Origin of the sequence: Leisingera sp. M523 (assembly GCF_025141335.1) — a bacterium.
Lineage (GTDB): Bacteria > Pseudomonadota > Alphaproteobacteria > Rhodobacterales > Rhodobacteraceae > Leisingera.
Map to the genome: position 1 here is coordinate 1,072,281 of NZ_CP081036.1, position 18,756 is coordinate 1,091,036.

Annotated in this window: 20 protein-coding genes and 1 other RNA gene; 13 read left to right on the forward strand and 8 right to left on the reverse strand. The window is 59.2% G+C overall.

Going from position 1 to position 18,756, the window contains the following annotated elements; all coding sequences use genetic code 11:
• Nucleotides 1-88 precede the first annotated feature (88 nt).
• Entirely contained in the window at nucleotides 89-919 is an 831-nt protein-coding gene (locus K3557_RS05215) for an AraC family transcriptional regulator (protein WP_259998162.1), read from the forward strand.
• 384 nt (nucleotides 920-1,303) lie between these two features.
• On the opposite strand, the gene K3557_RS05220 is transcribed toward K3557_RS05215, so the two are convergent.
• The gene (locus tag K3557_RS05220; protein ID WP_259998165.1) at nucleotides 1,304-1,681 is read right to left on the reverse strand and encodes a transposase; all 378 of its coding nucleotides are present in this window, start codon (nucleotides 1,679-1,681) and stop codon (nucleotides 1,304-1,306) included.
• A gap of 30 nt (nucleotides 1,682-1,711) precedes the next feature.
• On the opposite strand from K3557_RS05220, the gene K3557_RS05225 reads away from it, so the two are divergent.
• Together K3557_RS05225 and K3557_RS05230 are read left to right on the forward strand one after the other, a co-directional pair.
• Complete coding sequence (locus K3557_RS05225) at nucleotides 1,712-2,068, forward strand: hypothetical protein (RefSeq protein ID WP_259998167.1); 357 nt, start codon at nucleotides 1,712-1,714, stop codon at nucleotides 2,066-2,068.
• A gap of 122 nt (nucleotides 2,069-2,190) precedes the next feature.
• Nucleotides 2,191-2,442, forward strand: coding sequence for a hypothetical protein (locus K3557_RS05230; protein ID WP_259998170.1), 252 nt, complete (start codon nucleotides 2,191-2,193; stop codon nucleotides 2,440-2,442).
• A gap of 781 nt (nucleotides 2,443-3,223) precedes the next feature.
• Here the strand turns inward: K3557_RS05230 and K3557_RS05235 are convergent.
• Nucleotides 3,224-4,087 carry a LysR family transcriptional regulator gene (locus tag K3557_RS05235; RefSeq protein ID WP_259998172.1) on the reverse strand — a complete coding sequence of 288 codons (864 nt, stop codon included), beginning with the start codon at nucleotides 4,085-4,087 and terminating at the stop codon, nucleotides 3,224-3,226.
• A 110-nt stretch (nucleotides 4,088-4,197) separates the two neighbouring features.
• Here K3557_RS05235 and K3557_RS05240 point away from each other — a divergent pair, with 110 nt between their 5' ends.
• The 5 genes from K3557_RS05240 (at nucleotide 4,198) to K3557_RS05260 (ending at nucleotide 9,553) form a co-directional block, all read left to right on the forward strand.
• Entirely contained in the window at nucleotides 4,198-5,355 is a 1,158-nt protein-coding gene (locus K3557_RS05240) for an ABC transporter ATP-binding protein (RefSeq protein WP_259998175.1), read from the forward strand.
• Between the two features lie 112 nt (nucleotides 5,356-5,467).
• Complete coding sequence (locus tag K3557_RS05245) at nucleotides 5,468-6,340, forward strand: carbohydrate ABC transporter permease (RefSeq protein WP_259998176.1); 873 nt, start codon at nucleotides 5,468-5,470, stop codon at nucleotides 6,338-6,340.
• Complete coding sequence (locus K3557_RS05250) at nucleotides 6,337-7,299, forward strand: carbohydrate ABC transporter permease (RefSeq protein WP_259998178.1); 963 nt, start codon at nucleotides 6,337-6,339, stop codon at nucleotides 7,297-7,299. Before K3557_RS05245 ends, K3557_RS05250 begins: the two co-directional genes overlap by 4 nt.
• A 110-nt stretch (nucleotides 7,300-7,409) precedes the next feature.
• Nucleotides 7,410-8,657, forward strand: a complete 1,248-nt coding sequence (locus tag K3557_RS05255) for an ABC transporter substrate-binding protein (RefSeq protein ID WP_259998180.1) — start codon at nucleotides 7,410-7,412, stop codon at nucleotides 8,655-8,657.
• 65 nt (nucleotides 8,658-8,722) lie between these two features.
• On the forward strand, nucleotides 8,723-9,553 hold the full coding sequence (locus K3557_RS05260) for a metallophosphoesterase (RefSeq protein WP_259998182.1): 831 nt from the start codon (nucleotides 8,723-8,725) through the stop codon (nucleotides 9,551-9,553).
• Nucleotides 9,554-9,670: 117 nt separating this feature from the next.
• Here the strand turns inward: K3557_RS05260 and K3557_RS05265 are convergent, their stop codons facing one another.
• Nucleotides 9,671-10,780, reverse strand: coding sequence for a transposase (locus tag K3557_RS05265; protein WP_259998185.1), 1,110 nt, complete (start codon nucleotides 10,778-10,780; stop codon nucleotides 9,671-9,673).
• Between the two features lie 157 nt (nucleotides 10,781-10,937).
• On the opposite strand from K3557_RS05265, the gene rnpB reads away from it, so the two are divergent.
• An RNA gene (rnpB, locus tag K3557_RS05270) (RNase P RNA component class A) lies at nucleotides 10,938-11,365 on the forward strand.
• Nucleotides 11,366-11,472: 107 nt separating this feature from the next.
• Nucleotides 11,473-11,640 carry a 50S ribosomal protein L33 gene (rpmG, locus tag K3557_RS05275; RefSeq protein WP_008554190.1) on the forward strand — a complete coding sequence of 56 codons (168 nt, stop codon included), beginning with the start codon at nucleotides 11,473-11,475 and terminating at the stop codon, nucleotides 11,638-11,640.
• Nucleotides 11,641-12,313: 673 nt separating this feature from the next.
• On the opposite strand, the gene K3557_RS05280 is transcribed toward rpmG, so the two are convergent.
• On the reverse strand, nucleotides 12,314-12,478 hold the full coding sequence (locus tag K3557_RS05280) for a hypothetical protein (RefSeq protein WP_259998187.1): 165 nt from the start codon (nucleotides 12,476-12,478) through the stop codon (nucleotides 12,314-12,316).
• A 191-nt stretch (nucleotides 12,479-12,669) separates the two neighbouring features.
• On the opposite strand from K3557_RS05280, the gene istA reads away from it, so the two are divergent.
• Together istA and istB are read left to right on the forward strand one after the other, a co-directional pair.
• Nucleotides 12,670-14,199, forward strand: coding sequence for an IS21 family transposase (gene istA / locus K3557_RS05285; RefSeq protein WP_259996598.1), 1,530 nt, complete (start codon nucleotides 12,670-12,672; stop codon nucleotides 14,197-14,199).
• A gap of 11 nt (nucleotides 14,200-14,210) precedes the next feature.
• Entirely contained in the window at nucleotides 14,211-14,969 is a 759-nt protein-coding gene (istB, locus tag K3557_RS05290) for an IS21-like element helper ATPase IstB (protein WP_259996600.1), read from the forward strand.
• 11 nt (nucleotides 14,970-14,980) lie between these two features.
• On the opposite strand, the gene K3557_RS05295 is transcribed toward istB, so the two are convergent.
• From K3557_RS05295 to K3557_RS05305, 3 genes are all read right to left on the reverse strand, one after another.
• On the reverse strand, nucleotides 14,981-15,379 hold the full coding sequence (locus K3557_RS05295; RefSeq protein ID WP_259998189.1) for a hypothetical protein: 399 nt from the start codon (nucleotides 15,377-15,379) through the stop codon (nucleotides 14,981-14,983).
• 86 nt (nucleotides 15,380-15,465) lie between these two features.
• Nucleotides 15,466-16,242 (reverse strand): Bax inhibitor-1/YccA family protein, encoded by a 777-nt coding sequence (locus K3557_RS05300; protein WP_259991206.1) that lies wholly within the window; start codon nucleotides 16,240-16,242, stop codon nucleotides 15,466-15,468.
• Between the two features lie 197 nt (nucleotides 16,243-16,439).
• Nucleotides 16,440-16,661 carry a DUF1127 domain-containing protein gene (locus K3557_RS05305; RefSeq protein WP_129370383.1) on the reverse strand — a complete coding sequence of 74 codons (222 nt, stop codon included), beginning with the start codon at nucleotides 16,659-16,661 and terminating at the stop codon, nucleotides 16,440-16,442.
• 125 nt (nucleotides 16,662-16,786) lie between these two features.
• Here K3557_RS05305 and K3557_RS05310 point away from each other — a divergent pair, with 125 nt between their 5' ends.
• On the forward strand, nucleotides 16,787-17,668 hold the full coding sequence (locus K3557_RS05310) for a LysR family transcriptional regulator (protein ID WP_129370384.1): 882 nt from the start codon (nucleotides 16,787-16,789) through the stop codon (nucleotides 17,666-17,668).
• 50 nt (nucleotides 17,669-17,718) lie between these two features.
• Here the strand turns inward: K3557_RS05310 and K3557_RS05315 are convergent, their stop codons facing one another.
• The gene (locus K3557_RS05315) at nucleotides 17,719-18,687 is read right to left on the reverse strand and encodes an NADPH:quinone oxidoreductase family protein (protein WP_259998192.1); all 969 of its coding nucleotides are present in this window, start codon (nucleotides 18,685-18,687) and stop codon (nucleotides 17,719-17,721) included.
• Nucleotides 18,688-18,756: the final 69 nt, after the last annotated feature.

Sequence of the window (18,756 nt, forward strand, 5' to 3'; positions counted from 1 at the left end):
TCGGCCCAACATAGTCCCGCTGGCGTCGTTGCTTGAGAGCGTGGATTCGGGTATTATCGGCTGATCTTATGATATTCGGGATTTGTGCATGACAGATCTTAAGCAGCCCGAACCGCCGCATCCCTCCTGCTATGTGATTCACGAGACGGGCGTCAGCACACAGCCGGCGCCCGTCGCCGTTCACGCCGAACATGGGTTGGTGTTTGCCCGCGAGGGTTGGTTCACAATGGAGCAAAGATACGAAACGCTATCCTTGGCGGGAAGCGTGACGATTGTTCCCGCCGGTGTGCCGCACCGGCCATTGGCAGGTGAAGATCTCGATTATTGGCTGCTAGGGTTTTCCGCTGGCGGCTTTGGGCTTGATGAGGAGCAGGCGGTCATGCGTCCCTTTGCCGAGGTTCGCCTTGGGGCATCCCCGGTGATCCACCTGGAGAATGCGGCACAGGCACGCCTGCAGCTCTGGTTTGAAACCTTGGCGCGCGAGGCCGAAGGGCAAAACGAGCTGACCGCAGACGTGCAACGCAGCTTGATTACGCTAGTTCTTTCAGAGGTGTCACGGGCGATGCCAAATGCGGATGAGGATACGCAACGCTCGCCGCTGGTCGCCGCCGCACTGCGCTACATTCAACGGCATAGCCTTTCCCCCATTTCCCTCAGCGATGTGGCCTCCGCAGTTAGCCGAACCGCGCCCCATGTCGCGGCCGTCGTCAAAGCCGATACTGGCTTTACGGTCGGCACATGGATCACTTCCGCCCGCCTCGCCAAGGCCGCGCAACTCTTGCAACATACCGACATTCCCGTCGATCAAATTGCCCCACACATCGGATGGCAGGACACGACCCATTTCATACGCCAGTTTCGAAGAATCTATGGAGTGACCCCTGCTGCCTGGCGCAAGAAGCAACGATTGCCAGCGTAGCCGCTTGTTTAGAATTCTCCTTTGCAGACATTGACGCATTTGCAGCAAATGCACCAAGTCCCGCTCCTCGATGGTCGATCCTGGCCGCGGCGAAAGGGCGGATTGGATTTGGCCGAAATTTATGCCGATGAATGACTTCTGTGGATGGCTCCTGCATAGCAAGACATATTTTGACGATTTCTGCGGCGGTTTGGTCAGTACAGTCGTCTGTCCGGCCTGTTCGCTTGGCGATCTCCCACTGGCCCTGATGATTTCCGCAAGCGAAGTTCCAATCGGCAAAACGACCTCAAGGGGTCATTGCCATTCCCGGAGTGTCCTGGCTCTTGGTTGACTTGATTCCGCATCATCACGTCATTCGTCTTGCACCTCTGGCAGGTTATCCGGTCAAGCGATCGGCTGCCGGTAATTTTCCAGTCGCGTCAGCATTACCCAGATTGCACGAGCCGCCTTGTTCGCCATGGCAACAGTCGCAAGCCGAACCGGCTTTCCGGCCAGAATTTTAGCGGTCCAGGGATCGACCTTTTCAGGATTCCGTTTGGCCATCAGCGCGCGGGATGGCATGCCAAAGATCAGGAGTTTCCGGATGTAGTGGTTCCCCTTCTTGGTGATGTGTCCGAACCTCTCCTTGCCGAAGCTGGGTTTATTGAGTGGCGTCAATCCCAGCCAGGCTGCCAGATCGCGTCCGGTTCTGAACTGTTTGGCATCGCCGATCGTCGCCACGATTGCGGATGCCGTGATCGGACCGACCCCCGGCACCTGCATCAGCCGTCGCGGATCGGCATCTCGTTGGCAGTGGCTCTAGATCAACCTGGTGAAGCCATCAATGCGGGCGTTGAGCCCGAGGAATTGGTAAAACAGCGTACCGAGGACCCCATTCGCCGGCTCGGGCATGTCAGGTTGAACGCCCTCGAGATGGCGTTTGGAAAAGGCGGTCACGGCCTCGGCACCGGTTGGCAGGACACGTTCAAACTCGCGCAACAGGCCGCGGATCATGTTCGCGACATGAGTTCTCTGGCGGACAACGAGTTCGCGGGTGCGGTGGACCGCCAGCAGCGCCTGCTGGTCTTCCGTCTTGATCTCGGCAAATCTCGTTCTGCGCCTTTGAACGATCCCCTGGATCGTTCAATCCACTGGCGCGGACCAGCTTAAACTCGGCCGACGAACGGCTTCGCAAATCGCCTCGGCATCCACCGCATCGGTCTTTCCCCGCTTCACATAAGGTTTGACGTAAGTCGCTGGCATCAGCCGGACATCATGGCCATCAGAACAACATGTCCGGCGAAATCACATCGGCACTTGTAGCGGTTTATAAACTCGGACTCGAACAGGGGAGCAATCCAGATGTGGAAACGGTGGAATTACCCAGCAACGACGCTTCGGTTGCATGGGAGCTGGTCCCGCCAACATCACGTAACATTCTGACTTATTTAACATTTCTGTACAGTAAAAGGGGCGCGGAGCCCACATTTGTCGCCGACGAGCTACAAGAATACACCGACGAAGAAACCGGGCGGCAGCGTTGAGCACAAGTAAACCAAGCTGGTGAGCCTAGTGTTACCAGCCATACTTTCGCAAGCAAAGGAATTGGACCTCTTTTACGTCTCGGATTGATCGCACCGAGGGACGGTTACGAGAAACGCCTGTCCCTTACTCCAGCAGGCGATGCGACCTGCCGCCTTTACTGGTCCAGATCCGATCGCGATGATCCCTCTTTGCCAATCATTAGCTTGCGATAAACATGGGCGAAATCTCACGCGCAGCTAAAGTCCGCTTCGACGGGCCGCAGCGCAGCACTTTCGACTAGAGGCGAAAGTCCGGAATGGGCCGTGAGTGACCAGGTAGACAAGTGGCTGATTGACCTAGCTCCACCGGCTGAGTGTACGGAGCCGAACATGGCTGCACGGAAACCGTTGCTACTCGCTGGATTACCTACGTGAGAAGTACCTGGCACTGAAATTGCTCGGGCGCGCAAACAGCGGTACTCGTTACGACAGGCAAACCTGCTGAAATCCACAGATCCTTAAGCTTTTGAAACCATGGGCAGGTGAGTCTCATTAATTCAGTCTCATTATTTACGTACTCCGACAATCCATGTCGGATCACCCTAATGGTGAGACTGCGGTTCCAACAAAATCAGCCACTTAGGTCTTTGAATTTCTGAGACTCGTAAACTCTCCAGTTTTCAACCCATGAGTCGAGAACCTGCTGTTCGTCCAACGTGCGGCGAAGGTGTCAAAAGTGCCCATAATGTCGAATGCAGCACATGGTGCTAACGGTTCGGAAGAGCAGAGTGCGGACTTCGGGTCAGGAAGAGGCTATTTCAATGAAAGCCTTTACCAGCCGTAGTTTTGCTCTGTCTCTTGGAGCCACAATTGCGGTTTCATGCTGCTGGGTCAGTTCAGCAATCGGAACTTCGGCCAAACCTCTTGAAATCAACCCGCTCGCGCCAAGGAAGATCGCTGTTCCGGCCCCTTGCAGCACCGCTTCGCACATCAAGGGGAACGTGCTTATCGTTATTGTTCGCTGAAAGCGAACTCCGCTTTTAAGTTGTGCTTCGCGCACAACGCGTTCTGTCAAGGACCCGGTTTCCGGCAGGATGACGGATTCCGCCTGCAGGTCCTTGAAGCTCAGAATTTCACGTTTGGCGAGCGGAGACGTCGGCAAAAGGTATGCCGTGTATTGGTTTTTTTGCACCATTACCCGCTCCCAGTCATCAGAGTGCGGGGGATCCGTGATCAGGCCGACATCCGCCTGCCGCTCCCGCAACAGGTTGATTGCAGCTGTCCAGCCATAAAGGGCAAAGTCGATTTCGACTTCGGGATATGCTTGCCTGAACCGACTGATCGCTTTGAGCGCGGGAAGGGGGGCGTTGGCGATAATCTTGATGTGGCCGAGGGTCATAGCCTCATACCCTTCGAGCCGCTCGCTGATTTCGGAATCCAGTGCAACCATACGGTCGGCCAGGCCATGGAACTCCTGCCCTGTCCGGGTAAGGGAAATGCCATCTCGACCGCGCACCAGCAGCTGCGAGCCGACTTGTTTCTCCAGTTTGGCGATATGCTGGGTCACGGCTGACTGCGTCACCCCCAGCCGTACGGCAGCGGCTGAGAAGCTGCCCTCGCGAACAACATAGGCAAAAGCAACAAACTGGTGATGGTTGGCGCGCATGTTTGGCCTCCTTTTGAACGAGGCCATAGCTGCCATTAGTCTCACTAATATGACGTCACAAAAGTGAAGGCTCTACTGCTTAGACAACCCCTGTCAGATGGAGGAATCAGATGGCAGGGCTGAGCATTGAAAATGTAACCAAGCGCTTTGGCAAAACAGAGGTGCTCAAAGGGGTCTCCCTTGAAATTGCCGACGGTGAATTTGTCTCGCTGGTTGGGCCGTCCGGCTGCGGCAAGTCCACGCTGCTTCGGATTATCGCTGGGCTGGAAGAACAGTGCTCCGGAGACATCCAGATCGGCGGGCATTCCGTTGCAGGCCAGCGCGCGGCGGACCGTAATCTGTCGATGGTATTCCAGTCCTATGCCCTCTATCCGCATCTGACCGTTGGCGACAACATCGCGGTGCCGCTCAGGATGCGGCGCTTGAAAGGGCTTCAGCGGCTGCCGCTTATCGGCAATTTAATGCCCGGCGCACGCACCGTGGCTGGCGGTGTAAGCCGAGATGTCACCCATGCTGCTGAGATGCTCGAGATAGGGCATCTTTTGGACCGCAAACCAGGGCAGCTATCCGGCGGTCAGCGCCAGCGGGTGGCATTGGGGCGGGCCTTGGTACGGGAGCCTGCCGCGTTTTTGTTGGATGAACCGCTTTCTAATCTAGACGCGAAGCTACGGGTCCAGACACGGTCTGAGATCGCACAGCTGCACCGCCGTCTTGCAGCGACATTTATCTATGTGACCCATGACCAGGTCGAAGCGATGACCATGTCAGACCGCATCGCGGTAATGATGGGCGGGCGCATCCTGCAATGTGCCGCACCTGATGTGGTCTATGAAGATCCAGACCGGATCGAAGTCGCCGAATTCATCGGCTCTCCAAAAATCAACATCCTCCCGCTTGAAATCATGTCCAACGGCCGATTGAGCCTGCTCGATCATTCTTTGAATCTTGCCGTCATAGAAGGAAGCAGAGGCGTCGCGTCGCTTGGCATCAGACCTGAAGCGCTTCGATTGACGAACGATGACAGTCCGATCCGCGGCCGCGTTGCTCATAGCGAAAACCTCGGGTCAGAGATGTTCGTTCAAATCGAAGTGGCGGGCCTTGAGGAGCATGTTACGCTGCGCGCAGAGCCAGAGCAACGCAAAGCGCTGTCGTTGGGAAGGTCTGTGGCTCTGACTTTTGACACTGACAAAGCACTGGCCTTCGACGCGGATGGCGCACGCTTGCGCAGGCTTCGTCATTTGAACGCTGCAACCTCCGAGGTGGCCTGAGATGTCGGCGGCTGACCCTTCGGTAACTGGCGCAGCGCCAAGGAATTTTGTTCGTCACGCGACCAAGGAACGCCACGCCGGATGGGTATTAACCGCGCCAGCCTTGGTCCTGATGGTGGTCGTACTGCTGGCACCGGTTATCATTGCCGGGCTTTTGTCCTTCACCAACTATTCGCTTGGAAACAGCGGTTTCAATTGGGTTGGTGCCCAAAATTATGAAAAGCTGTTTACGCGTTCGACCTACAAAAAGATGTTTTTGGCCACATTGACCTATGTCGTGACTGTGGTGCCGGTCTCGGTGGGTCTCGGATTGGGGGCTGCGCTGCTGATCAACTCACTGGGCCGCTTCCGCGAGATCTATAAGACAATCTACTTCCTGCCGGTTATGGCGACGCTTCTTGCGATGGCTATTGCCTGGGAGTTCATGCTCCACCCGTCGATCGGCATGGTTAACCAGACGCTGGAGATGGGCTGCGGCACGTTTCTGGAGCGGATCTGGCCTTTCATGGCTGAAGGTTGCGCCGGCCGGTTCCCGGTCTGGCTGGGGGATAAGCGGTATGCGATCTGGGTGGTCTGCTTTATCGGCATCTGGCAAGGGTTCGGCTTTAACATGGTGCTGTATCTGGCCGGACTCACCAGCGTCCACCGCGAGCTGTATCACGCTGCGGAAATGGACGGAGCAAAGTCCGCCTGGGAGCGGTTTCGGCTGGTGACTTGGCCCGCATTAGGGCCGACCACAGTCTTTGTTGTCACCATAACCTGCATCCGCGCCTTTCAGGTTTTTGACACTATTGAAGCATTCTGGCCGCAGGGCGGCGGGCCGAACAAGTCCACCTATGTGATGATGTTTGCCATCTTTGAGAAGGGCATCCAGCAGAACCTGATCGGGATCGGCTCAGCCATAACCATGCTGTTTCTCGCTTTCGTCATGTTCCTCACCCTGATCCAGCGCTGGCTGGTGGAACGAAAGGTCCATTACAAATGACCCGCGATTGGTGGAAACATTTGATCCTGATCCTGGGCGTGATCGTTGTTCTGGCGCCGTTCTACATGATGGTCAGCTATTCCTTTAAGTCTCCCGGAGAGATTGACCGGGGGGAAGGAGGCTTTTTCGGGCGGCAGGAGATGATGGTGGATGAGCGTTGCGTAAAGCTGCGCGATCCCAGCCGGGACGATATTGCCGTGGCGGCGGACCGCTTCGCTGGCCACAGCGACAGTGCGATCCGTGATGCGCTGGTGGCCGAAGCCGTGACAGACTGTTCCATGCAGCCGATCGTTTTCAACTACACCAAGGCCTTCACCGAGGCACCGCTGCTGCGCTACCTTCTGAATGGGGTCATCGTGACAGCATCGATCTTTCTGATCCAAGTGGTGGTCGCGCTGCCCGCTGCCTATGCTCTGGCCAAACTCAAGTTCTGGGGCCGGGAGGCGGTGTTCGGACTGGTGCTGTTCTGCCTTCTGATCCCTGTCCACGCCATTGCACTGCCGCTCTACATCATTCTGGCCAAACTGGGGTTGACCAATACCTATGCGGCGCTTGTTGTGCCATGGACCATCAGTGTGTTTGGCATCTTCCTGATGCGCCAGTTTTTTATGACGGTGCCGGATGACCTCATTGATGCTGCGCGCATGGATGGAATGAAAGAGTTTGCCATCGTCTGGCGGGTCATGCTGCCCACGGCAGTCCCCGCACTTCTGGCCTTTGCGATCTTCTCAATCGTGGCCCATTGGAACGACTACTTCTGGCCCCGCATCGTAGTGACCGGAAACCGCGACCTATTCACGCCGCCGCTGGGCTTGCGGGAATTCAAAGGCGACGGCGACGGGTCGTTCTTTGGTCCAATGATGGCCACCGCAACCGTGATCGTTACCCCGCTGATAGTTGCGTTTCTGCTGGCACAGAAACGTTTCATCGAAGGCATCACATTGAACGGCATGAAATGATTTTCGGGTGCGGGTTGCCCCGCACCCTCCCGAAATCCCGTCAGGGATCAACCCGGAGCGTGCATCGCCAAACACAAGCGCTCCACGTCAGGAATGAGAGGAAGATTTCCATGAAAACCGCCCTGTCTGCAATGGCTTTGGCGCTGACTGCCACCGCCGTGATGGCCGAAGACACCGTGACCATCGAATTCGCCTACCCCTACAGCCACCTGTTCGACGTAACCTACGAAGCCATGATGCCCGCTTTCAAAGAAGCGCATCCGAATATCGATGTGAAGTTCCGCGCCACCTATGAATCCTACGAGGACGGCACAAACACCATCCTGCGCGAGGCGGTATCCGGCAACCTGCCAGACGTCACCATGCAGGGTCTGAACCGACAGCAGATTCTGGTCGACAAGGGTATCGCCCAGTCACTGGAGCCCTTCATCGCCAAGGAAACTGACTTTGCCAAAGACGGCTATCATGACGCCATGCTGTCGCTGTCGACCTTTGGCGAAAACGTTCACGGCCTGCCGTTTTCGGTCTCGCTGCCAGTTGGCTATTACAACATGGACCTCCTGAAAGAAGCCGGAGTTGAAACCCTGCCCACCACCTGGGGCGAGGTGATCGGCATGTGCGAAACCATGAAGGCCAATGGGATTGACAACCCGGTCTTCTGGGGTTGGAACATCACCGGCAACTGGTTCATGCAGGCCCTGATGTGGTCGCAAGACAAAGCGATTGTCGACAACGGCCGTGTGACCCTAGACAGCCCCGAGGCACTGGCCGCCATGGAGCAGATGAAGGAGATTTTCACCAAGTGTGAGATGCAGAATCTCGAGTGGAAAGCGGCGCTGTCCTCCTTTTCGGCCGGTGAGATCGGCATGATGTTCTGGTCGACTTCGGCCCTGGGTGCAGTCGAGCGCTCTCAAGGTGAATTCGAGCTGAAAACCGGCCCGTTCCCCGGCATGGGTGAGACCCCCAAAGGTCTGCCTGCAGGTGGCAACGCAGCCATGCTGACCTCAACCTCTGATGACCCGAAGGTGCAGGAAGCCGCCTGGACCTGGCTGAAGTTCATCACCAGCGGCGAAGGCGCAGCCGAAGTAGCCAAAACCACCGGCTACATGCCGCCGAACAAGGCTGCAAACGAAGTGATCCTGGCCGATTTCTATGACCAGAACCCGAACAAACAGACCGCGGTGGATCAACTGCCGCTGCTGCGTGACTGGCTTGCCTATCCGGGCGACAATGGTCTGGCGATCACCCAGGTGATTTATGACGGGATCGAGCGGATTGTCACCGGCGACACCACCGACATGAAAGAACTGCAGCAGGAAATGGTCGAAGAAGTCGCCGACCTGCTTCCCAACGGCTAACGCCTCCTTTTCCGGCCGCGCGCATATCTGTGCGCGGCCGGTTCTTTTTCGGGCAGAGTAAGAAAATGAAAATCATCCATATTTCAGACATTCACCTGACAGTCCCTGGCGAGCAAATGGGCGGGCTGAATCCCCATGCGCGGTTCGCGCGCGCTCTGGCACATGTGGTGGAAGACCATGCCGATGCCGCACGCATTTTTGTTACTGGCGATCTGGCGCACTGGGGGGAACGCGCAGCCTATGAAGCGCTGCAAGCTGCCGTCACTGATTTGCCTGTTCCGGTGCGGCTGATGATTGGCAACCACGACGACCGGACAACCTTCCTGTCTGTTTTTGCGGATCATCCCGTGGACGAAAACGGCTTCGTCAATCATGCAGAAACAATCGAAGGCGCGCGCTTCATCTATCTCGACAGCGTGGGAGAGCGCACCCATGCCGGACATTTCTGCGCAGCCCGGCGTGCTTGGCTGCAGGCCGAGCTTGAAAGTTGCGACCGCGCGCGCGTATTCCTGCATCACAACCCGATGCTGCTGGGCTTGCCCGCCGAAGACAAGATCGCCCTGAACAAGGATGACCGCGGTCCGTTCCAGGACCTGATCAGGGATCATGCCGAAAAAATCGACTACATCCATTTCGGCCATGTCCACGCGCCGATCCACGGACGGCTGGCAGGCGTCTCTTTTGCAAGCGTGCCGTCAACCGGCAACCAGTCAATACCAGACTTGAGTGAAACAGAACTGCTGAAAGGTGCCCCGATGGATCCGGCCTATTTTGTGCTTCAGATCGACGGGCGCGACACTACCATCCATCAAATCCCCTTTGCTTGGGAAGGTCCGGTTATGACAGCCGGAACAGGGTGGGAAGATTGGGCAAAACCGGTCGAAGCAGCGGAATGAAGACTCTCGTGGCGCAGGTCCGCGACGGGCTGTTTTCCCTCATTGCTTCCGGCGAAGGGAACGGTGGCTTTGTCCGGCACCTTGCCAATTCCGACACCTTGCCGCGAAAGGCAGCAGTCACGACTTCGCGGCACCGTAGTGATTTGACACCTGCCCTTCCTTCAGCAACGCATTCATGATGACGATGAGCTTGCGCATGATTGCCGTGATCGCGACCTTTGCGGGCTTGCCACGTTCACGTAAGCGTCGCGCGCATGATTGCATCATGGGATCGTATCGCTGCGTTGACAGAGCGGCCATGTAGAGCGTGGATCTGACTTCGCGCCTGCCCCCGGAAATGCGGCGGTGGCCTTTCAACGTCCCTGAATCTTGGGCGTGCGGCGCAAGTCCAACGATGGCGGCTGCTTTACCCTTGGTCAGTGAGCCAAGCTCAGGCACATATGCTAAGCACGCCGCAGCCGTTTTGGGGCCAACACCGACCACGGATTTCAGCAAGTCCGACTTGCTCCGAAACCCGGGTGTCGATGATATCAGCTTGCCGGTTTGTTCATCCAGCTCGTTCATATCTTTGGTCAGGGCGCGGATATGGCGTTTCAAGGAGCGCTCAACGGCCCTGATTAGCCGGTTCTGTTCCTTGCGGATCATCTGGGCAAGGCCATCGCGACGCCGCCGTAGCCCACGTAGCTCGGCTGTTTCCGTGCCAGGCGGCTGCCAAAGGCGCAGATCCTCTGATTTTGCGGCAAAGAGTGCGAGCATTCTTGCGTCCACCTGGTCTGTCTTGGCTGACAATCCGGGATACTTCGCAAAGTTCCGTGTCCGTGTGCCATGTGCGCGATGGACAGGCAGCTCCAGATCGACACAGGACTGAAGAACGTGCCGTTCATAGCCTCCAGATGCCTCGCAAACGACAAATGGGATGCCGCCTTTCCTCTTTGTCTTGAGAAACCGTTTGATGGCCGTGACGCTGTTGGGACTTGTCACCTGCCGATCATCGGGCAACCTATGCACCGTCAGACTGGCCTTCGAGACTTCGAATGCAATGATGTTGGTGCGGTCTGCCTTGCTGAAGTTACTGCTGATGTCGTTATCCTTGATTAGGCTCGGCCGCGAAGGCCCTTCTGCCGTTCGGATGGCCGGACAGATGTGACGGGCGGCAAGGTTCTTTGCGACCGTTGAGCAGGTCTTCCTCGGGTTGGCCTGCCCGCCACCAGCTTCCCGAATTGCCATCCGGGAAACCGACCGGCTTCATCTTTTCAGAAGAGAAAATAGAGGCAATGTCTTACGCATAACCCTGGGGTGAGGCCGGAAGGCCAAGAGGGCAGCGCCCCTGCCGTCTGCACTATCTGCTTGACGCCGCGCGCCGATGTTCCTACGCATCCGGCGCGCAGAAGGCTGGACGGCCGCGTGGGGTTCAAGCCCCGCGAGGAAAGTCCGGACTCCATGAAGCAACGGTGCCGGGTAACGCCCGGGCGGGGAAACCCGACGGAAAGCGCCACAGAAAACAGACCGCCCGCCGGACCAGAGGTTCGCCAACGGAGCATTCGGCGGGTAAGGGTGAAACGGTGGGGTAAGAGCCCACCGCGCCGCTGGCAACAGGGGCGGCACGGCAAGCCCCACCGGGAGCAATGCCAAATAGGGCCCCCGCGCAGGCAGGTCCCGGAAACGGGAAACCGCTGCTAGGCACGCTTCAGCCGAGAGGGGCCGGGTTGGCAGCTAGAGGCACGCAGCAATGCGCGCCCCAGATGAATGGCCGTCGAGCCCGGGATTACGGTCCCGGGGGGACAGGATCCGGCTTACAGGCCTTCTGCGCATAATTACCCCCGAATCCTATTGACTTGGGGGCTGGGGCAGGTACAAGCCGGGCTTCAGATAGGAATTTACCGAGAGGCCCCTGCCTTTTCGGACGCAGGAGAAGCACCATGGCGAAGCCGACCACAATCAAGATCCGCCTGAACTCGAGCGCGGGCACCGGCCACTTCTATGTGACCAAGAAAAACGCTCGCACCATGACCGAAAAAATGGTTGTGCGGAAGTACGACCCGGTTGTGCGCAAGCATGTCGAGTACAAAGAAGGCAAAATCAAGTAAGCCTTTCCTTTGGAATGATTTCCGGAAACGGGTCGCGCCTGGCGCGGCCCGTTTTCTTTTGGGCTGGCCTGACACTTCGGTTAGCCTGGCACTTCGGCTGGCCTGACACTTCGCGCGGCTGCTTCAAATTCTCGGAAAATGCCGGGCTGATTCCGCCGCGCGGCCACCTGCCGCGGCACGTTTGTGCCCCAATTCCCGCCTAGCCTTAAATCCGTGGGTTAATGAACAAACGGGTGGATGTGCTGTGAGGGTTTACATGATTGCGGCTGCACTGGCAGCGAGTGGGGCGCCGGTCTCCAGTTCTTTTGATGCTGGGATGGCGGTGCCGCCGCCGCCTGCAGTCGAGGCACGGCATTTGCAGGCAGCGTCGCCGGCCCCTTCCGGCGGACAGCGGGCTGTGGTGGACAAAATCGTGCACCTGCAGGGGCGCAGGCTGGCATTGTGCCTGGTCCGCTCAGGCAGTGCTGGAATGGCGGTTCTAAGTGTCCCGGAGGACAGTGCGGTGCCCAGCCTGCCAGAGATCCCAGCGGCTGAGTTCCTTGGTTTGGTCGCAGAAGCTTCCGGCTGCCGCCCAGACGGAGAAGTGCGCAAAGTGTCGAGCCGCCGGGGCACAATCGCCGTCTCCACCGGGCTGGACTGCGCCGGTCCAGGTTCCTGACGCCACAGATCTTAACTAGGCGCGCCACTCGGCCATAGTCAGCACCGGATCCATTCCCATCCCCTGCATCAGCGCGGCTGAGGCGGTGTTGAAGGGCGCATAAGTGGCTGCAACCACTGTGGCGCCCGCCGCCAGTGCCTGTGCCCTCATCGCCTCGACCAGCGCCTTGCCAACCCCCATCCGGCGCCAGGCTGCGCATTCCGACAGTATCCGGCCACTGAATCCGATGGCATCCGGCCACCCGTTCCGATTTGATCCGGCCACCGATTCCGGAGCATCCGGCCACCCTATTTGATGGGGGTTTGGCATCCGTTTTGAGGTGATCTTTCACCGGCTACGCTGCCGCTCATTTTCGAGCGGGAGAGAGCCCTATGAAGAGATTGCCAATGCGGAAGATCAAAGAAGTCCTGCGGCTTCGTGCCGATGGTTTGTCGTTGCGCCAGGTGGCGCGCAGCCTGTCCCTGGGGCGGGCGACGGTATCGGATTATCTGCGGCGCGCGGAGATAGCCAAATTGACCTGGCCGCTGCCAGAGGAGTTGTCGGACACGGAACTTGAAGCCCGGCTCTTTCCACCCTTGGCAGGCCAGGCCTCACGCCAAATTCCGCTGCCGGATTGGGCCTATGTCCATGCCGAACTGCGCCGCAAAGGGGTGACGCTGGCGCTCTTGTGGCAGGAGTACCGGGAGGTTCATCCTGACGGTTATGGCTACAGCCAGTATTGCAGCCTGTACTCTGGCTGGGAGGGCAAGCTTGCCCCGGTGATGCGGCAGCGCCACCCGGCAGGTGAACGGCTGTTTGTCGATTATGCAGGCCAGACGGTGGATGTGGTCTGCCCTGAGACTGGCGAGGTGCGGACGGCGCAGATCTTCGTCACCGCCCTTGGAGCCTCGAACTACACCTATGTCGAGGCGACCTGGACGCAAAGCCTGCCGGATTGGCTCAGCAGCCATGTGCGGGCCTTCAGCTTCTTTGGCGGCGTGCCTGCAATGATCGTCTCGGACAATCTCAAGTCTGCCGTCATCAAAGCCTGTTTCCATGACCCTGCCATCAACCGCACCTATGGGGATATGGCGGCGCATTACGACACCGCCGTGGTCCCGGCGCGGCCCCGCAAACCCAAGGACAAAGCCAAGGTCGAGACGGCAGTGCAATTGGCTGAGCGATGGATTTTGGCACGCCTGCGCAATCAGACATTTTTTGGCCTGGATGAACTCAACGCGGCGATCCGCCCTCTGCAGGACCGGCTCAATGCAAAGGTCACCCGGCATCTGGGAGCCAGCCGCCGGGCACTGTTTGATGACCTGGACAAACCGGCTCTCAAACCGTTGCCGCCGGAACCTTACGTCTTCGCCGAATGGAAGCAGCGCCGCGCCGGGATCGACTATCACATCGATGTGGACAGGCATTACTACTCAGTGCCGCATCAGCTGATCAAACAGAAGCTCTGGGTACGTATCACCGCACGGACGGTGGAAGTCTTCCATAAAGGTCAAAGGGTTGCAGCCCATGCCCGCACATCCGGCAACCGTCAGCATTCCACCGTGCGCGAGCACATGCCGCCCAATCACCGCCACCGCGCCGGCTGGACACCAGAGAGCATCCGCAGACAGGCCGCCCGGATCGGCCCGAATGTGGAGGCCTATGCCGAGGTCATCATGCGCCGCCGCAAGCACCCCGAGCAGGCCTGTCGCAGCTGTCTTGGTGTGATGAAGCTCGCGCGCAGTTTCGGCAATGGCCGCCTCGATGCTGCCTGCGAACGGGCGCTCGAGATCAACAGTTATACCTACCAATCCCTGCATTCCATTCTGAAGAATGGTCTGGATCGCGCCCCTCGGCACCGCACCACGGACGAGCCCGCGATCACACATCCCAACATCCGTGGTGCGGATTACTTCCATTGAAAGGACCAAATATGCTGACACATCCAACGCTGGAACAGCTCAAGACCCTCAAGCTTGACGGCATGGCCGAAGCCTTTGCAGAGATGGAGCGCCAGGACGGAACCGCCGCCCTCAGCCACGCCGAATGGCTGGCGCTGCTGATCGACCGGGAAACCGCCAGCCGTGAGACCAAACGCTTTGAAAGCCGCATGCGCACGGCGCGCCTGCGCCACGCCGGGGCGTCACCGGAGGATGTCGATTACAAGTCGCGCCGGGGCCTGGACAAGGCACTCTTCCAGAGCTTGCTGGGTGCCAAGTGGATCAAGGACAAGCGCAACCTGATGATCACCGGCCCCTGCGGCGTCGGCAAAACCTGGCTCGCCTGCGCTCTGGCGCAAGCCGCCTGCCGGGATGGCATCACCGTGCTCTACAAACGTGTTCCGCGGCTGTTCAATGAACTCGAAACGGCCCATGGCGACGGGCGCTTCCCGCGCGTCTTCAAAGCTCTGACGAAAACCCAGCTTTTGATCCTGGACGACTGGGGGCCGGATCGTCTCAACGCCAATCAGCGCCGTGATTTGATGGAGATTGTCGAGGATCGCTACGGCACCGGATCAACCCTGATCACCAGCCAGCTGCCGCTCAATACCTGGCACGAGGTGATCGGCGAACCCACCTTCGCAGATGCCATACTCGACAGGCTCGTTCACAATGCCTACCGCCTCGAGCTCGAAGGCCAGTCCTTCAGAAAGAAAGCCGCCAAAATGGATGACGAAAAGGCCCAAAACTGATACCCGAAACCTCAAGCCTCAAGACGGACCGCCGAGGGTGGCCGGATACGCCGGATTGAGTGGCCGGATGTCATCGGAATGACCGGCCGGATGCTCCGGAATGCGCACCAGGCTTCGGTCACCGAAATATGGTGCAGCATGGCGCGGGTCTCAGCCGCGCGGATGGGCAGCGCTGGCCGGTTCTGCAGCTCATAGATCAGATAGCCCAGCAGCGCCCCTTGCGGGCTTTCTGCGGCCAGCGCAAAGATGGTCTCTTCCCGCAGCCACTCCTGCAGCCATGCGGCCAGACCTGTGCTGTCAGGGGCTGGCGTGTGGCGCTCTGGCTGATGCGCTGCGTGCAGCGCATGCAGGTCCTGCAACAGCGGCAGCAGACGGTCTGCCTCCACTGCGGGAATCTCGATAATCTTCATGGGGTCATCCCTCTTATTGTTTTTGAAATGAAAAGGGGCGGATCATTGTGACCCGCCCCTCGCTGACTTTGGAATGTGTTGTACGCTTATTCGCGGTTTCCAAGCAGCTGGAGCAGCATCATGAACATGTTGATGAAGTCCAGATAAAGGCTGAGCGCGCCCATGATGGCGGACTTTGCCAGCCATTCCTGGTCGCCCGAATGGGCCATCTGCAGGTAGTCGTTCTTGATCCGCTGGGTGTCATAGGCGGTAAGGCCTGCAAAGATCAGCACGCCGATCACCGAGATCGCAAAGGCCATTGCCGACGACGCCAGGAAGATGTTGACGATCGAGGCCACGATCAGGCCGATCAGGCCCATGATCAGGAAAGCGCCCATGCCGGACAGGTCTTTCTTGGTGGTGTAACCGACCAGCGACAGGCCCGCAAAGGCGACGGAGGTGATCAGGAACACCTGCACGATGCTCTCGCCGGTGAACACCAGGAAGATCGAGCTGATCGACAAGCCCATCACGGTGGCGAAGACATAAAACAGCAGCTGGACGCCGGCCGCGGACATGCGGTTTGCGGCAGCGCCGATGCCAAAGACAAAGGCCAGCGGTGCAAACATGATGACCCATTTCAGTGGCGAAGCATAAAGCGCATGGCCGATATTGGTCAGATATTTATCCGCGCTCAGCTGCGCCACGGCATTTGCCGGGTCCGCAGTGACGGCCAGGCCGGAAATGGCCCAGGCTGCAAGGAAAGTGATGAACGTGCCTGCGGCCATGGTGCCGTAGACCTTGTTCATATGGGCGCGCAGGCCCTCATCAATCTGCGCGGCGCGGGCGCCGGCGGCAGACCGGATGGTGTCGAATTGTGCCATCTTGGGTGGTCTCCGTAAATTACTCCCTTGCTGCCGGTGCACGAACCGGGCCGCGGCCGGCAGCATTCCCGCTAAATATCGGGGGAAGTGCGTTCCGGTTCAAGTATTTCAGGGCAATAAATACATGAAAAACGAGGAAACGGGCCGCCGGCTGGCGGCCCGTCTCAAATGCGGGCGTCAATTCGGGCTGCAGAGGCTCAGCGGGACCAGTGATCCGGCGCGCTCCAGAACCCGCGCCGGGCCTCGGCATCTGCTTCGGCGCGGGTCACGCCGATGTCGTCCAATGCGCGGGTGTCCAGCTTGGCCAGCTGGCGGCGCTGCGTCCAGACCTTCAGGTGCAAGCGCAGGCGGGCAGCCAGCGAAAGCTGCGGCTTTGCGGCAGGGCGGGGTGTGCAGCGGGAGGAGGTTGCAGGGGTCATAGCGCGGATCCTTCAGTTACGTTTGTGATGCGTCCCTTTTGGGTGATCAATTGTGTTGATGAATATGGCGTCTTGTGGCACATTTTAAAAACGAATGTTTTTGATCTAATGCATCAGGTGCTGTGATGATAAGAAATCTCGATATCACCACGCTCCGCTCTTTTGTGGCGGTGGCGGACAATGGCGGCGTGACCCGGGCGGCCGGTTTTCTGCATCTCACCCAATCGGCGGTCTCGATGCAGATGAAGCGGCTGGAGGAGCTATTGGGTTTAAGCCTTCTGGACCGCTCCGGGCGCACTATTGCGCTGACAGCGGAAGGTGAGCAGATGCTTGGCTATGCCCGCAGGATGGTGGCGCTGAATGACGAGGTGATCGGCAGGCTGACAGACCAGGCCTTTGAGGGCGAGGTGCTGCTGGGGGTGCCGCATGACGTGGTGCATCCGGTCATTCCGCAGGTGCTGAAGCGGTTCAATCTCAGCTACCCGCGGGTGAATGTGAACCTTTGCACATCCAACACCCGCGACTTGAAAACTGAATTCTCGCGCGGTGCATTCGATCTGATCCTGACCACGGAAAACGGATCAGGCGAGGGCGGTGAGACGATCCACAGCATGCCGTTGCGCTGGGTCGGCGCGCCCGACGGATCGGTCTGGCGGCAGCGTCCCCTGCGGCTCGGCTTCTGCCGCAACTGCAGTTTCCGCCCCGTGGCCACCGCGGCGCTGGATAAGGCGGGTATCGAATGGGAGATGGCGCTCGACAGCGATTCCGACCGCACCGTCGAGGCAACGGTCAGTGCCGACCTGGCCATCGGCGTGCTGCTGGAGGGCACCCAGCCGGGCTATCAGGAGCTGGTTGAACAGGGCTGCGGCTTGCCGGATCTCCCCATGCAGCACATCAACCTCTACGGGGCCGAGCGCGTGCGTGCGCCCTATGTCGAGGAGCTGGCCGAGTTTATCCGTCAGGCCTTTCAAGGGCTGTGGTCCGCGCCGCTGCGCGCTGCCAGCTGACGCGCTGATGCTCCGGCACCGGGCGGGAAGGGCCTGGACGCGCTATCTGGTCAGCGGTTGCCGCCCATGGTGATCACCACCTTGCCGGTGGACTTGCGGCTGCGCAGCAGGTCCAGCCCCTCGGCCGCGCGGTCCAGCGGCAGGGTGTGGCTGATATGCGGCTTGATGCGGCCTTCGCCGTGCCAGGCAAACAGCGTCTCAAAGGAGCGGCGTACTGCTTCGGGCCGGAATTTCATGTAACCGCCCAGGTAAAACCCGATCACCGTCAGGTTTTTCACCAGCAAGTGGTTGGCCGGGATTTGCGGCACCTCGCCGCCGGCAAACCCCACCGGCAGCAGCCGAGCGCCGGGATTGGCAGAGCGGAAAGCGGCTTCCCAAACATCTCCGCCCACAGCGTCATAAACCACATCTGCGCCGCCCAAAGCCTTCACAGTGCTGCGCAGGTCTTCACCGGCATCGATCAGGTGGTCTGCACCTGCAGCGGCGGCCACCTCCAGCTTCTCCTGCCCGCGGGCCTGGGCAATGACTGTCGCGCCCATCAGCTTGCCGATTTCAACAGCCGTCAGCCCGACGCCGCCGGCGGCGCCTGTTACCAGCAGTGTCTCGCCCGGCTGCAGGCGGGCGCAATGATCCAGTGCCATATGGCTGGTGCCATAGGCGATCTGCATCGCCGCGGCGTGCTCGAAACTCATCGCATCCGGGATCCGGATCAGCTGGGCTGCGTCAAAAACCCCGGCTTCAGCCAGCCCGCCGGAGCCGCCGAACACCGCGACCCGGTCGCCCGGAGCAAACCCTTTTGTGCCATCGCCCAGTTCCGTCACCACGCCTGCCGCTTCCAGTCCGAGGGTAAAGGGGGGCTTGGGCGTGTCCTGATAGCTGCCCTTCATCATCAGCAGATCTGCAAAGTTCAAGCCGCAGGCCCGCAGCGCAACGGCTGCTTGGCCGGGGCCCGGGGGCGGGACGTCTGTTTCCGTCAGCGACGCCGGACGGTCAAAGGCCGGAACTTGGAAAGCTTGCATGTTTTTTCCTCACCTTCTGCGGGAATCTGTGTGATTCGCCACCTCACACTGGCGGGGTGCTGCGCCTGC